13 protein-coding genes and 2 pseudogenes are annotated in these 14,071 nt (G+C 73.1%); 11 read left to right on the forward strand and 4 right to left on the reverse strand.

Features of this window, described 5'->3' with window-relative positions:
• Positions 1-44 precede the first annotated feature (44 nt).
• Positions 45-671 (reverse strand): TetR/AcrR family transcriptional regulator, encoded by a 627-nt coding sequence (locus tag Asera_RS27155; protein WP_030444356.1) that lies wholly within the window; start codon positions 669-671, stop codon positions 45-47.
• A 99-nt stretch (positions 672-770) separates the two neighbouring features.
• On the opposite strand from Asera_RS27155, the gene Asera_RS27160 reads away from it, so the two are divergent.
• Together Asera_RS27160 and Asera_RS27165 are read left to right on the forward strand one after the other, a co-directional pair.
• Positions 771-1,634, forward strand: coding sequence for an ABC transporter ATP-binding protein (locus Asera_RS27160; protein ID WP_030444355.1), 864 nt, complete (start codon positions 771-773; stop codon positions 1,632-1,634).
• Entirely contained in the window at positions 1,621-2,385 is a 765-nt protein-coding gene (locus Asera_RS27165; protein WP_030444354.1) for an ABC transporter permease, read from the forward strand. Before Asera_RS27160 ends, Asera_RS27165 begins: the two co-directional genes overlap by 14 nt.
• A gap of 47 nt (positions 2,386-2,432) precedes the next feature.
• Here Asera_RS27165 and Asera_RS27170 read toward each other — a convergent pair whose 3' ends face one another.
• Positions 2,433-2,810, reverse strand: a complete 378-nt coding sequence (locus tag Asera_RS27170; protein WP_030444353.1) for a MerR family transcriptional regulator — start codon at positions 2,808-2,810, stop codon at positions 2,433-2,435.
• Between the two features lie 217 nt (positions 2,811-3,027).
• Here Asera_RS27170 and Asera_RS27175 point away from each other — a divergent pair, with 217 nt between their 5' ends.
• The gene (locus Asera_RS27175; protein WP_244844042.1) at positions 3,028-3,546 is read left to right on the forward strand and encodes a SigE family RNA polymerase sigma factor; all 519 of its coding nucleotides are present in this window, start codon (positions 3,028-3,030) and stop codon (positions 3,544-3,546) included.
• Positions 3,539-4,351 carry a COG1361 family protein gene (locus tag Asera_RS27180; protein WP_030444351.1) on the forward strand — a complete coding sequence of 271 codons (813 nt, stop codon included), beginning with the start codon at positions 3,539-3,541 and terminating at the stop codon, positions 4,349-4,351. Before Asera_RS27175 ends, Asera_RS27180 begins: the two co-directional genes overlap by 8 nt.
• Positions 4,352-4,479: 128 nt before the next feature.
• On the opposite strand, the gene Asera_RS27185 is transcribed toward Asera_RS27180, so the two are convergent.
• Positions 4,480-5,091 (reverse strand): alpha/beta fold hydrolase, encoded by a 612-nt coding sequence (locus Asera_RS27185; RefSeq protein WP_030444350.1) that lies wholly within the window; start codon positions 5,089-5,091, stop codon positions 4,480-4,482.
• 483 nt (positions 5,092-5,574) lie between these two features.
• Between Asera_RS27185 and Asera_RS27190 the strand changes: the two are divergent.
• The 6 genes and pseudogenes from Asera_RS27190 to Asera_RS27215 all read left to right on the forward strand — a co-directional run.
• Positions 5,575-6,723 (forward strand): annotated as a pseudogene (locus tag Asera_RS27190) (PucR family transcriptional regulator); the annotation flags it as partial.
• Between the two features lie 246 nt (positions 6,724-6,969).
• Positions 6,970-7,893, forward strand: a pseudogene (locus Asera_RS27195) (ACP S-malonyltransferase); the annotation flags it as partial.
• Positions 7,894-7,919: 26 nt separating this feature from the next.
• The gene (locus Asera_RS27200; protein WP_030444348.1) at positions 7,920-8,885 is read left to right on the forward strand and encodes a beta-ketoacyl-ACP synthase III; all 966 of its coding nucleotides are present in this window, start codon (positions 7,920-7,922) and stop codon (positions 8,883-8,885) included.
• Between the two features lie 108 nt (positions 8,886-8,993).
• On the forward strand, positions 8,994-9,236 hold the full coding sequence (locus Asera_RS27205) for an acyl carrier protein (RefSeq protein ID WP_030444347.1): 243 nt from the start codon (positions 8,994-8,996) through the stop codon (positions 9,234-9,236).
• 194 nt (positions 9,237-9,430) lie between these two features.
• Entirely contained in the window at positions 9,431-10,666 is a 1,236-nt protein-coding gene (gene fabF / locus Asera_RS27210; protein ID WP_030444346.1) for a beta-ketoacyl-ACP synthase II, read from the forward strand.
• 70 nt (positions 10,667-10,736) lie between these two features.
• Positions 10,737-11,498 (forward strand): class I SAM-dependent methyltransferase, encoded by a 762-nt coding sequence (locus Asera_RS27215; RefSeq protein WP_030444345.1) that lies wholly within the window; start codon positions 10,737-10,739, stop codon positions 11,496-11,498.
• 56 nt (positions 11,499-11,554) lie between these two features.
• Here Asera_RS27215 and Asera_RS27220 read toward each other — a convergent pair whose 3' ends face one another.
• On the reverse strand, positions 11,555-13,063 hold the full coding sequence (locus Asera_RS27220; protein ID WP_030444344.1) for a sodium:solute symporter family protein: 1,509 nt from the start codon (positions 13,061-13,063) through the stop codon (positions 11,555-11,557).
• Positions 13,064-13,224: 161 nt separating this feature from the next.
• Between Asera_RS27220 and Asera_RS27225 the strand changes: the two genes are divergently transcribed.
• The gene (locus Asera_RS27225) at positions 13,225-14,055 is read left to right on the forward strand and encodes an IclR family transcriptional regulator (protein WP_084130863.1); all 831 of its coding nucleotides are present in this window, start codon (positions 13,225-13,227) and stop codon (positions 14,053-14,055) included.
• Positions 14,056-14,071: the final 16 nt, after the last annotated feature.

The raw sequence follows: 14,071 nt of genomic DNA on the forward strand, positions 1-14,071 counted from the left end.
CACCCGGGCGGCGCTGGGCGCCGCCGTCGTACGGTCGTGCCGGCTCAGCGGGGTGCGGCGAGGACGTTCTCGATGAAGGCGATCAGGTCGGCGACGTCGGCGTCGAACTCGGCGTCGAGGTCGAGTGGGCGGTCCAGTTCGGCGCCGAGTTGGTGGTGCGCGGGCAGCTCGTCGGCGGGTAGCTGGGCGCGGCGGGCCGGCAGCGGGAGGCTGCCGCCGGCGAACCGGCCACCCTGCTCGCTGACCGCGAAGCCGAGCACGAACGTCGAGAGCATCCGTTCGGCGCGGGCGATCTCCGCGGGCGGCACCCCGGCGTCGAGCAGCAGCTGGTAGAGGAAGTCGATCACCTGGACCGAGTCGGCGGTGACCGCCGGGCGGTCGAACAGCAGCGCGAACGCGGTCGGGTGGCGCCGGGCACTCTCCCGGGCGGCCTGCGCGAACCCGGCGAACCGCTCCGGCCAGGACAGCCCGCCGGCCGGCATCGGCAGGTCGGTGACCAGCAGCTCGACCAGCCCGTCGAGCATGTCCTGCTTGCTGCCGACGTGTGGGTACAGCGCCATCGGCGTGACGCCGACGCGCTGCGCCACGGCCCGCATGGACACGGCGGCGAGGCCCCGCTCGTCGGCCAGGGCCAGCGCCTCGGTCAGGATCTCGCGCCGTCGATCGGTCATCTCGACACCGTAGATCATCATCTCTTCCCTTCCCGCCGGACTCGCTATACAGTGTAGATCATCGCCTTATACATCGTAGATCATTTACGGGAGACAGCCATGCTGCACGCCACCGGCCTGACCAAGCGGTACGGGTCGACCACCGCCCTGGCCGGCCTCGACCTGACGGTCGGTCCCGGCGAGATCGTCGGCCTGATCGGCCACAACGGGGCCGGCAAGACCACCTTCGTGGAGATCACCGCCGGCCTGACCCGGCCGGACGCCGGCACCGTCGAGATCGCCGGCATCGACGCCGTCCGGCACCCCGCCGCGGCCCGCCGGCACCTGGGTCTCGCCCCGCAGCACCTCGCGCTCTACCCGAGCGCCAGCGTGCGACAGAACCTCACCGTCTTCGGCGGCCTCGCCGGCCTGCGCCGCCGCGCGCTGCGTGCCGCGATCGACGAGGTCGCCACCGCCACCGAACTGACCGACGTGCTCGACCGGCCGGTCGGACTGCTGTCCGGAGGCCAGCAGCGGCGCACCCAGACCGCGACGGCGCTGCTGCACCGCCCCGCCGTGCTGCTGCTCGACGAGCCGACCGTCGGCGCCGACCCGCAAACCCGGCAGGCGATGCTCGCCGTGGTCCGGCAGCGCGCCGACGCCGGCGTCGCCGTCTGCTACACCACTCACTACCTGCCCGAACTCGACGAGCTGGGCGCCACCCTCGCGGTGCTGCGGGCCGGCCGCGTGATCGCCCGCGGCACCCGCGACGAGCTGCTCACCGGGCTGCCGGGCGAGCTGCTGCTCGGCTACACCGACGGCACCGAACGCCGCATCAGCAGTACCGATCCGCGCGCCGAGCTCGCCGCCGCCGTCACCGACCCGACCCGTACCGCCGGGCTGTCCACCGTGGACATCCGGCGCCCCTCGCTGGACGACCTCTACCACGCACTGAGCCAGGAGGCCCACCATGTCGCTGCCTGACCGCACATACCGCGTCGCCGTGCTGCTGCGTCACAACCTCGTCCTGGTCGCCCGCGACCCCGGCCACCTCATCGCCTACCTGGTGATGCCGATGGTGCTGATGGCGGTCCAGGCGCCGCTGTACCAGCGGGCGCTGCGCGGCGTCGCTGGTACCACCCAGGTGGTGTCCGGGATGCTGGTGATGTTCTCGCTGCTCGCGCTGTCGATCGTGGGCAACGCGGTGCTCGCCGAACGCACCTGGCGCACCTGGGACCGGCTGCGCGCCACTCCCGCCGGCGCCGGCGAGCTGATGGTCGGCAAGGCCGCCGCGGTCTTCGCCGTCCTGCTGCTGCAACAGCTGGTACTGCTCGGCTTCGGCGCCGGGGTGCTCCGGCTGCGGCTGGGCCCGCAGCCGGCGCTGCTCGCGGTACCGGTGCTGTGCTGGGGTGCCGCGCTGCTCGCCGGCGGCGCCGCGCTGGCCGTCGTGGTCCGCGGGCACGGGCAGCTGTCCGCGGCGTGTGACGTCGGCGGCCTCCTGCTGGCCGGGCTCGGTGGCGCGCTCGCCCCGCTGTCCGCGATGCCGGGCTGGGCGCGGGCGGTCGCGCCGGTCTCCCCCGGGTACTGGGCAATGGGCGGGCTGCACGCCGCGCTGGCCGGTGACGTCGCCGGCACCGTACGAGACGCCGCGGTACTGCTCGCCCTGGCGGTCGCGGCCGGCGCCGTCGTCGCGGTCCGGATGCGCCGCGGCTGGACCCGCACGGCGCTGCTGTGACGCAGGCGGCGCCGACCGCGGACGGCGGCGACGGGTCCGCGGGCCGCTCAGCCCGCGGACCCGTCGCGCAGCGAGCGGTAGTAGGCGATCTTGCCCTGGATGTGCCGGCGGCGGGCGGTGAGCACCTCGATCCGCTCACCGAGCTGGGCGTCGTGCTCGACCAGCAGGTCGATGCGCTCGTCCACGGTGCCCTCGCCGGCGCGGACCAGGTCGGCGAAGGTGCGCAGGGCGGCGATCGGCATCCCGGTCTCGCGCAGGCAGCGGACCAAGTCGAGCAGCTCGACGTCGGCACTGCGGTACCGCCGGTGCCCGCTCGTCGAGCGCTCGACCACGCCGAGCACGCCGGCGCGTTCGTAGTAGCGGAGGGTGTCGTGGCTGACGTCGAAACGCGCCGCCACCTCGCCGGGTGTCAGGTACTCGCTCACCCGCCGAGGATCCCACCTGGAGTGCACTCCAGGTCAACCCGCAACGCTCCGCGGGCACCGTGTGGCGCAGGCTACGCAACCGGCGATCGGACGGTGGCGTGTTGTGGCAGCAGCACCGCCACCCACACGGGAGCTCTACGGGATGAATGCGCCTGGAATCGCGGTACGTCCGACCTCGGCGTCGGCCGCACTGACGCGCACCCCTAGGCTACGGGTGGTGAGTGCCACGGATTCCGCGTCGAGTGCAGAGCGCAGCTTCGACGAGTTCTACGCGGCCAACGTTCGCGGCATAACGGTGCAGATCTACGCATACTTCGGCAACATCTCCGACGCCCAGGACGTGGTGCAGGAGGCGTTCTGCCGGGCGTACCCGCGCTGGGAGACGCTGCGCGGCTACGACGACCCGGTCGCCTGGGTGCGCCGGGTCGCCTGGAACCTCGCCACCAGCAAGTGGCGACGGATGCGGACCGCGATGAAGTTCGCCCGCAAGCAGCGCGAGGAGCACATCCCCGGCCCGGGCCCGGACCACGTCGCCCTCACCGAGGCGCTGCGTACCCTGCCCGACCGGCAGCGCCGTGCGGTGGTGTTGCATTATCTGGCCGATCAGAGCGTCGCGGAGATCGCCGAACGCGAGGGGGTCGCCCCCGGCACCGTCAAGTCCTGGCTGTACCGGGCCCGCAACGCACTCGCCGAACGACTCACCGACACACCCAGCGGGGAGGTGAACGATGCCTGACACAGACCCGGACGACGACCGCGAGCTGCGCGCCGCGTTCGACAGCCTCCGTACCGCCGCCCTGCACGACCTGCCCGCACCGAGCGCCGACGCGGTCCGGCAGGCGGCCCGACACCGCCGGCAGATGCACCGGGTCGTGGTCGCCGCGACCGCCGGCCTGGTGCTGGTCCTCGGCGGTGGCGGCGCGTTGCTCGCCACCCAGCAGGGCCGCCCTCCACAGCACGTGACCGCGGCGAGCTCGCCGTCGAGCGCGCATCGCACCACCGCCGCTCCCGGCGACACCGCGTCGCCCGGCGACACGACCCGGCCGAGCGAACCCACCGGCAGCACCGGACCCGGCGGTGTCCCCACGCCCGGCGCCGGGTCGATGGCCGTGTCGGTCGGTTCCGGCCCGGTCGCCGTGACCGGACCCGGCCACGACACGCAGGTGACCGTGACCATCCGCAACACCGGCACCGAGCCGATCGCGAACGCGGTCGTGTCGATCCTGCCGCAGGACGGGTGGTCGGTGCACGACGGCGGCGCCTGCACCGTCGACGGCTGCCAGCTCGGCACGCTGCACGACCTGGCCCCCGGCGCCCAGCGCACCGTCACCGGCACCCTGTCGTACCTGCGGACGTTCACCTCGGCGGAGCCGGCCGGCGGCACCGTCACCGTCACCGCGCAGGACGACCGCGGCGGCACGCTCGGTACCGTCTCCCAGCCGTTCCAGGTCGACACCGGCGCCTCGCCGACACCCAGCAGCGGTGTCACGCCGTCCGAGCCGTCCTCCTCCCCCAGCCCCACCCCCACCCCGAACGACTGAACGACCGCTGCGGCCGGAGCATCCTCGACACTGGAACACCCGCCACCGCGGCGCGGACGCCGAGCCGCCGGTGGCTGCATGACGGCAAACGGGTGACCGCCCGCTTCTGACAGTCGGCCGGGACACCGTCAGCCGGTGGGCCAGACGACGGTGTCGAGGAAGTGCTCGATCGCGGTGGCGACCACCGCGTGCGCGGCCAGGCTCGCGGCGAGCGGTCCGGGCAGCAGCATGCCGTGATCGGCGCCCGGGATCTCGGCGACGTGCGGGGTCAGCCGGCGCGCCTCGGCGCCGTCCCAGGCCTCGTCCTCGGTACCGCCGACGAGCAGGAACGGTGCCTCGCTGCGGCCCAGTTCGGCGACCACCCGCGGGGTGTGCAGCAGCGGGGTCAGCCAGATCGCCGGCAGCCCGCGGTCGGCCGCGACGGAGGCGGCACGGGTACCGAGCGACTTGCCGACCAGCACCGTGGCGGCGCCGGGCAGGCTCTTCTCCACCCGGGCGAGGGCGTCGCTGACCTGGCCGCACACCCAGGCCTCGGACTCTGCGCTGGTCAGCCACGCGCGGGTGCCGGCCTGGTCGAGTTCGGGGGCGGTCCAGCGGACCGGCTCCACGTACCCGTCGCGCACCTCGACCGCCTCCTGCGCGAAGTACAGCAGCGGTGACTCGACGGGGTAGCTGCGGCCGGGAACCAGGACAGCGGCCCGGGAAACGCCCCCGGAAGCCGAGTCGGACGTATCAGTCATAACTGGGAACCTATCGCCCGACCGAGCACCGCCGCGACCCCGATCCGCAGCGCACCCCCTCCGCACCGTCACCCAACCAGGGCCATCGCCCCGTTGATCAAGGGAACGCGACACAACGTCCCAGGGCTCCGCGAACCGATCCCTTGATCAACGCGGGCGGGCCTTGATCAACGACACCGGGCCTTGATCAACGACGCCGGGCGGGGCTTGATCGACGCGGGCGGGCGCGTGATCGACGCGGGCGGGCGCGTGATCGACGCGGGCGGGCGCGTGATCGACGCGGGCGGGGCTTGATCGACGCGGGCGGGTGCGTGATCGACAGGACGGGAGGCGGGCTGCGCGGCGGCGGCCTCGGTACGACGTGGCAGGCTGCACGGTGTGAGCAGTACAGCGGACCGGCCAGACGAGGCGCAGCCCCGCGACGGGGACGCCGCCGACCCGCCGACCCGCGCGACCGGCAGGGCGAGGCCAGGCGGCGTCGCGCTGGAGGCGACCCTGCGCCGGATCGAACGGGCGGCCGGCGGGCTCGCCGCCGAGAGCGTCGCCCGGATGGACGCGACGCTGCCGTGGTTCCGCGAGCTCAGCGCCGACCGGCGCAGCTGGGTGATGCTGATCTGCCAGTCCGGCGTCAACTCGTTCGCCGCCTGGACCCGGGATCCGGCCAAGCCGCCGGAGTTCGGCGACGAGGTGTTCGCCGGCGCGCCGCGCGAGCTGGCCCGGTCCATCTCGCTGCAGCACACGGTCGCGCTGATCAAGGTGACCATCGACGTGGTCGAGGAGCGGGTACCGGAGCTCGCCGCGCCGGGCGAGGAGTCGGCGCTGGCCGAGGCGCTGCTGCGGTTCTCCCGCGAGGTCGCGTTCGCCTCCGCCCGGGTGTACGCGCGGGCCGCCGAGTCGCGCGGTGCCTGGGACGCCCGGTTGCAGGCGATGCTGGTCGATGCGCTGCTGCGGGGCGAGGTCGGTGACGCGATGGCCAGCCGGGCCGCCGCGCTGGGCTGGTCGGACGCGACGCCGGTCGCGGTGGCGGTGGGCCGCTCCCCCGCCGGCGACGCCACCTCGGTACTGCACGGGCTGCACCGCACCGCGCGCCGGATCGGCGTCGAGGTGCTGGGTGGGGTACACGGCAACCGGCTGGTCGCCGTGCTCGGTGGCGCGCCGGACCCGGTGGCGGCGACCGCGAAGCTGCTGGAGGACTTCGGCGACGGGCCGGTGGTGGTCGGCCCGGCGGTGCCGTCGCTGGACGAGGCCACCGAGTCGGCGCGGGCCGCGATCGCCGGGTACCGGGCGGCGCACACGTGGCCGGGCGCGCCGCGCCCGGTGTCGGCCGGTGACCTGCTGCCGGAGCGGGCGCTGGCCGGCGACCCGGAGGCGCGCCGGCTGCTGCGCACCGACGTGTACGGGGCGCTGCAGCGGGCCGGTGACCTGCTGGACACGCTGGACGCGTTCTTCGCCGCCGGCGGCGTGCTGGAGTCCACCGCCCGCGCCCTGTACGTGCACCCCAACACCGTCCGGTACCGGCTGCGCCGGATCGCCGATCTGACCGGGTTCACCGCGACGGCGCCGCGGGACTCGTTCGCGCTGCGGGTGGCGCTGGTGGTGGGCCGGTTGGACCAGGCGGCGCCGCGGCCGCCGCTGCCCGCGCCGGCGCTGGCCGACGGCAGTACCGGCGGATCGACACTACCCAGCGCGTCAGAAACCGGCACGGACAGCGACGTACCGGATGGTCAGGCGACACAACTCACAGCGCCGCCGGAGGACCCGCGTACCGCCAATCACGCGGGTTGAACGCTCGTTTTGTTGACTCTCCACAACGTCCGTGGTCGGGTTTGGTTGATCAGAACCGGTCGCGAAGGGCGCGGGATCGGTCAGAGTCGACGCGTGCTCGCGATACTCGCCCCCGGACAGGGGTCGCAAAAGCCCGGCTTCCTGGCGCCGTGGCTCGACGTGGACGGCGTCGAGGCCCGGCTGCGCTGGCTGTCCACCGCCGCCGGCGCCGATCTGGTGCACCTGGGTACCGCGGCCGACGCCGACGAGATCAAGGACACCGCGCGCACCCAGCCGCTGCTGGTCGCCGCCGGGCTGGTCGCCGCCGAGCAGCTGCCGCTGGCGGGTGTCTCGGTCGTCGCCGGGCACTCCATCGGTGAGCTGACCGCCGCCGCCGTCGCCGGTGCGTTGAGCGCCGAGTCGGCGATGCTGTTCGCCGGCGTGCGCGGTCGCGAGATGGCCGCCGCCTGCGCGATCGAGCCGACCGGGATGAGCGCCGTGCTCGGTGGCGAGCCGGACGAGGTCGCCGCCGCGATCGAGGCCGCCGGGCTGACCCCGGCCAACCGCAACGGCGCCGGCCAGATCGTCGCCGCCGGCTCGCTGCCGGAGCTGGAGAAGTTCGCCGCCGAGCCGCCGGCCGGTACCCGGGTGCGGCCGCTCGCGGTCGCCGGCGCGTTCCACACCCGGTACATGGCGCCGGCCGAGGAGGCGCTGCAGCGTCTCGCCGACGGCATCACCGTGCGCGACCCGCAGCGGCGGCTGCTGTCCAATGCCGACGGCACCGCGGTCGGCTCCGGTACCGAGCTGGTTCGCCGGCTGGTCCGCCAGGTCACCAGCTCGGTGCGCTGGGACCTGTGCCTCGCGACGCTGGCCGACCTGGGCGTCACAGCGGTGCTCGAACTGCCGCCGGCCGGCACGCTGTCCGGCCTGGTCAAGCGGGAACTCAAGAGCCGCGGCGTGCCCGAGATCGTCACCCTCAACACCCCGGACGACCTGCCCGCCGCTCGGGACCTGATCGCACGGCACGGCGAGCCGGCCCGCTTCGCCGAGACGGGAGACAACGCATGATCACCCCCGGAGGACCAGCCCGCGGCACCAAGATCGTCGCGATGGGTCACTACCAGCCGGCGAAGGTGCTCACCAACGAGGACCTGACCCGCATCGTGGACACCACCGACGAGTGGATCACCTCGCGGGTGGGTATCAAGGAACGCCGGGTCGCGGAGAACGAGACGGTGGCCGACATGGCCACCGCCGCCGCCGGGAAGGCGCTCGCCAACGCCGGCCTCACCCCGTACGACATCGACCAGGTCATCGTGGCCACCTGCTCGTCGATCGACCGGTGCCCGAACGTGGCCTGCCGGGTGGCGAACAACCTCGGCATCACCGCACCGGCGGCGTTCGACCTCAACACCGGCTGCTCCGGCTTCGAGTACGCGCTCGCCACCGCCGACCACGCGATCCGGGCCGGCGCGGCCCGGCGGGCGCTGGTGATCGGCGCGGAGAAGCTCACCGACGTCACCGACTACACCGACCGCACCTCGTGCATCCTGTTCGGCGACGCTGCGGGGGCCGCGGTGGTCGAGGCGGTCGCCGACGACGAGGAACCCGGCGTCGGCCCGGTGTTGTGGGGTTCGGACCCGAGCAAGGGCTCGGTGCTGACCATCGAGGGGCGCCGCGGCTACATCAAGCAGGACGGGCCGACGGTGTTCCGCTGGACCCAGACCGAGCTGCCCAAGCTCATCGCGGAGACCTGCCGGCGGGCCGGTGTCGAGCCGTCCGAGCTGGGCGGATTCGTCGCGCACCAGGCGAACCTGCGGATCATCGAGCCGCTGGCGAAGAAGCTCGGCGCCACCAACGCGGTGGTCGCCCGCGACATCGTCGAGTCGGGCAACACCTCGGCCGCGTCCGTACCGCTGGCGCTGTCGAAGCTGATCGAGCGCGGCGAGCTCACCTCCGGTGTGCCGGTGCTGCTGTTCGGCTTCGGCGGCGGGCTCACCTACGCGGGGCAGGTCGTGCGCTGCCCGTAACCGAATTTCGCAGCCGTCGCCGACCCGACACCCCGGGTACGGCACCATGAGACGTCGGGTGCGGCGAAAGGCGCCGCGACACCCGGCAGGACAAGGAAGGAACACCGCATGACCCGCGACGAGATTCGCACCGGCCTGGCCGACATCCTGGAAGAGGTGGCCGGCGTGGACAAGTCCGACGTCGCCGACGAGAAGTCGTTCACCGAGGAGCTGGACGTCGACTCGCTGTCGATGGTGGAGGTCGTGGTCGCCGCCGAGGAGAAGTTCGGCGTGAAGATCCCCGACGACGAGGTCCCGAACCTGAAGACCGTCGGCGACGCGGTCACCTACATCGAGAAGAACGCGGCCTGAGAGGCTGTTGGGGAACGTCATGATCGGCTGCGCGGGCCTCGCTCGCTCGCTGGATCCGAGGTCCCCCCGACAGCCGCTACCCGCACCGACAGGATGGCCGGCCGCCGGACCGCCATCCTGTCCGTGTTGCACGGCTGGTACACCGGTCGCACAGGCAGACCGGTGACGATCGAAATGCTGGAGGCGACATCACGATGACGAGCCACTCCACGCCGGAAGTGGTAGTCACCGGGCTCGGCGCGACGACACCCCTCGGCGGGGACGTCGCGTCCACCTGGGAGGCCATGGTCGCCGGCCGCTCCGGCATCCGGGCCCTGGATGCCGACTGGGCGGCCGAGCTGCCGGTGCGCATTGCCGGACTGATGGTCGACGACCCGACCAACCACATCGACCGGGTGAAGGCCCGCCGGATGGACCGTTCCGAGCAGGCGGCGCTGGTCGCCGCGCGGCAGGCCTGGCGCGACGCCGGGCTGGACGAGGACGATCCGGACCGGGAGCGGGTCGCGGTCAGCGTCGGTACCGGCATCGGCGGCGCCCGCACCCTGGTCGATCAGCACGATCGGCTGCTCGCCAAGGGCCCGCGCCTGGTCAGCCCGCACACGGTGCCGATGCTGATGCCGAACGGCCCGGCCGCGTACGTCGGGCTGGAGTTCCACGTGCTCGGCGGGGTGCACTCGGCGGCCAGCGCCTGCGCGACCTCCTCGGAGGCCATCGCGCTGGGGCTGGACATCATCCGGTCCGGCCGGGCCGACGTGGTGCTCGCCGGCGGTACCGAGGCGGTGGCGTTCCCGCTGCCGATCGCCGGGTTCGCGGCGATGCGGGCGATGTCGACCCGCAACGACGAGCCGACCCGGGCGTCCCGCCCGTTCGACAAGGGCCGGGACGGGTTCGTGCTCGGCGAGGGCGCCGGCGTGGTGGTCCTGGAGCGCGCCGACCGGGCCGCCGCCCGTGGCGCCACGGTGTACGCGCGGCTCGCCGGCGCGGCGCTGACCTCCGACGGGTACGACATCGTGCAGCCGGACCCGGAGGGCACCCAGCAGGCCCGGGCGATGCGGCTGGCGATCGCCGACGCGGGCCTGTCGCCGGCCGACATCGCGCACGTCAACGCGCACGCCACCTCGACCCCGATCGGCGACATGGGGGAGATCGCGGCGATCCGCAAGGCGGTCGGCGAGCAGCCGGTGGTCACCTCGACCAAGTCGATGACCGGGCACCTGCTCGGCGCGGCCGGCGCGATCGAGTCGATCGCGACGATCCTCGCGGTACGAGACGGCGTCGTGCCGCCGACGATCAACCTGGACGACCCGGACGACGAGCTGACCCTCGACGTCGCGGCGAACGTCGCCCGCCGGATGGAGGTTCCGGCCGCGCTGAACAACTCGTTCGGCTTCGGCGGGCACAACTGCGCGCTCTGTTTCCAGCGCGTGTAGCTCTCGCGCGAGCACGGCGGCCCCGTCCGGGACAATGGACGGGGCCGCTGTGCGCTACCCGGGAGTCTCGATGAAACGCGTCGACTACGACGGACCCATCCACCGCGACTATCACGCCAGCCGAGCCCTCGGCGAGGAGACGAGCCGGGCGTGGCTGGAGCTGTTCGACACGATCCTGCCCGCCCGCCGGCCGCTGTCCGGGCTGGACCTCGGCTCCGGTACGGGCCGGTTCTCGCCGCTGCTCGCCGAGGCGTTCGGGCCGGTCACCGGGGTCGAGCCGGCGGACGCGATGCGGGCGGTCGCGACGCGCGAGTCGGCCCATCCGCTGGTCCGGTACGTCGCCGGTTCGGCCACCGCGATCCCGGCCGCCGGCGGCGAGTTCGACTACGGGCTGCTGTTTCTGGTGTGGCATCACGTGGCGGACAAGGACGCGGCCGCGCGCGAGATCGCCCGGGTGCTGCGGCCGGGCGGCACGCTGCTGGTACGCGCGCAGTTCAGCGACCGGATGCCGGACATCTGGTGGCTGCGGCACTTCCCGGGCGGGCTGGAGCTCGACGCCCGGATGTACCGGCCGCTGGCCGCCGAGATCGAGACGTTCGAGGCGGCCGGCTTCGCGGCGCGGCCGGACCTGCGGATGGTGCGCGACCCGTCCACGCAGACCAGGGCGCAGCGGCTGGCCCGGCTGCGGCATCGGTCCATGTCGGTGTTCCAGCACATGTCCGAGGAGCAGATCGCGGCCGGCTTCGCGTCGCTGCAACGCGAGGTCGACGCCGACCCGGGTGCCGCCGAGCCGACGGCGGAGGCGACCGTACTCGTCCTGACCCGCAGCTGAGCCCGGGTGGCTGAGCCGCGGTGGCCGTGTCCACGGTGGACGGAGCCACCCTCCGGTCAGCTGCCGGCGGCCGGTGCGGCGGCGGGCTCGGCCGGCTCGTCGGCGTCGTCGTGATCGACCGCGGCGAGCATCTCGTCGGTACCGGGGCTGCGTTCGGAGGCGAGCAGCCCGAGCCCGACGTAGACCACCAGCGAGGTCAGGATCGGCGTGGCGACCACGACCACCTGGCTGGACGGGATCACGTAGTAGACCAGTACGTAGGCAGCCAGGCCAAGGGCCCAGGAGGCGATCGCGGCGCGCGACCCGCTGTGCCGGAACCACGGCAGCATGCCGAGCAGCAGCGGGATGGAGATCGGTCCCATCAGCGCGGCGACCCAGGACACCACGATCGCGAGGACCCCGCCGAGGTTCGCCGACTGGGTGGCGACCAGCATGCTCAGCGCCACGAACACCACGGTGACCACCCGCGCGGTGGTGAGGCTGCCGCGGTGGGCGCGATGTCGCAGCCGGCTGGTGATCACCGGCAGCATGTCGCGGGTGACCACCGACGAGATCGCGTTCGCGTCGGACGAGGCCATCGCCATGGTGTGCGAGAACATCCCCGCCAGGACCAGCCCGATCAGCCCGTGCGGCAGGAACGTGGAGGCCATCACCGCGTACGAGGTGGTCGCGTCGGAGACGTGCACCAGCAGCGGCGAGGCGAACATCGGGAACATCAGCACGATCGGCCACAGCAGGTAGAGCAGCGAGGAGAGACGGGCGGTGCGGCGGGCGGCCGGCGCGCCCTCGGCCGCCATGTACCGCTGCGCCAGGTTCCACATCCCGCCGTTGTACTCGATGGTCTTCTCCAGCACGTACACCAGCAGGAACACGGTGGTGTACTTGGAGGTGGTGGGTGACAGGTGGCCGGCGGGCAGCTGGCCCCACATGGTCCAGATCGCGGAGATGCCGCCGAGCTTGCCGAGCACGACGACGATCATCACGATCGCGGCGATGGCCTGGATGACGAACTGGCCGAAGTCGGTGAGCGCGTCGGCCCACAGCCCGCCGGCGGTGCAGTAGACCAGGGTGATCGCGCCGGTGATCAGGATGCCCCAGGTCAGCGGCACCCCGGCGAACACGTGGAGCACCACCGAGATGGCCGCCCACTTGCTCGCCACGTCGAACACCTTGAGCAGCGCGCCGCTCCAGGCGAGCAGCTGCTGGGTCGTCACGTTGTACCGCCGGGCGAGGAACTCCAGCGGCGAGGCGACCTTGTACCTGCTGCGCAGCCGGTTCCACCGCGGTGCGAACAGCCAGCTGCCGATGCCGACGCCGATCCCGATGGTGGCGAAGCCCCAGAAGTAGATGGTGATGCCGTCGGTGTAGGCGACCCCGGCGTACGCGACGAACAGCACCGCGCTGTAGCCGGACATGTGGTGGGAGATGCCGGCGAGCCACCATGGCATCCGGCCGCCGGCGGTGAAGTAGTCGCTGACGTTGCCGATGCGCCGGTGCGACCACAGTCCGATCAGCACCATGACGCCGAAGTAGCCGGCGAGGACCGTCCAGTCGAGTGCGTGCACGATTCCACCCTCTTCGGGGTTGTCCACATATCTGAACGACGTCTGAGCTGTGAACCAATGTCGTGTACGAGAATCCTGCCGGAGAAGCTAGTGTGGGGTCGCGTGCCTGTCAATGCGCATGTACGCACGATTGCGGGCAGGCCGCCCAGGAGAGGAGCGCCATGGCACGGCAGGTACGGGACACGGCACCGACCCGCGCCGGCAGCACGACGGCCGGCGACACGGTGGATGCCGGCGCGGGGGTCAAGTCGGCCCGGCGGGCGATCGAGCTGCTCGAGACGTTCGCCGCCGACCGCGCCTGGACCTCGCTGTCGGACCTGCACGCCCGCACCGGGGTGCCCCGCTCCAGCCTGCACGGCCTGCTGCGCACCCTGCACGACCTGGGCTGGATCGAGTCCGACGAGGGCGGTACGAGGTTCCGGCTCGGGGTGCGCGCGCTGATCTGCGGCACCGCGTACCTCGACCGCGACCCCGCCCTGCCGTACGTGACCGACGCGCTGGAGCGGCTGCGCGAGCGGTCCGGGTTCACCACGCACTACGCGCGGCGCCGCGGGGACGAGGTGGTGTACCTGGAGACGCGAGAGTCGCGGCACTCGGTGCACCTGATCTCCCGGGTCGGCCGCACGCTGCCGGCGCACGCCACCGCGCTGGGCAAGGCGCTGCTCGCCGAGCTGACCGACGACGAGATCGCCCGGCTGCTACCGGCCCGGCTGCCGGCGCTGACCGAGCACACCGTCACCAGCCGGGACGCGCTGTGCGCCGAGCTCGCCGGCATCCGCGCCCGGGGGTACGCGACCGAGTCCGAGCAGGGCACGCCCGGGGTGGCGTGCGCCGCCGTCGCGATCGGCTACCGCATCCCCGCCACCGACGCGTTGAGCTGCTCGATGCCGGTCGACAAGGCCACCGACGCCACGGTACGGCGGGTCTGCGCGCTACTGCGGGAGATCACCGAGGAACTCGGCGCCCAGCTGCGCCGCGCCGGCATCCGCTGACCCGACCCGCCGCTCG

Source organism: Actinocatenispora sera (genome assembly GCF_018324685.1).
Classification (GTDB): Bacteria; Actinomycetota; Actinomycetes; order Mycobacteriales; family Micromonosporaceae; genus Actinocatenispora; species Actinocatenispora sera.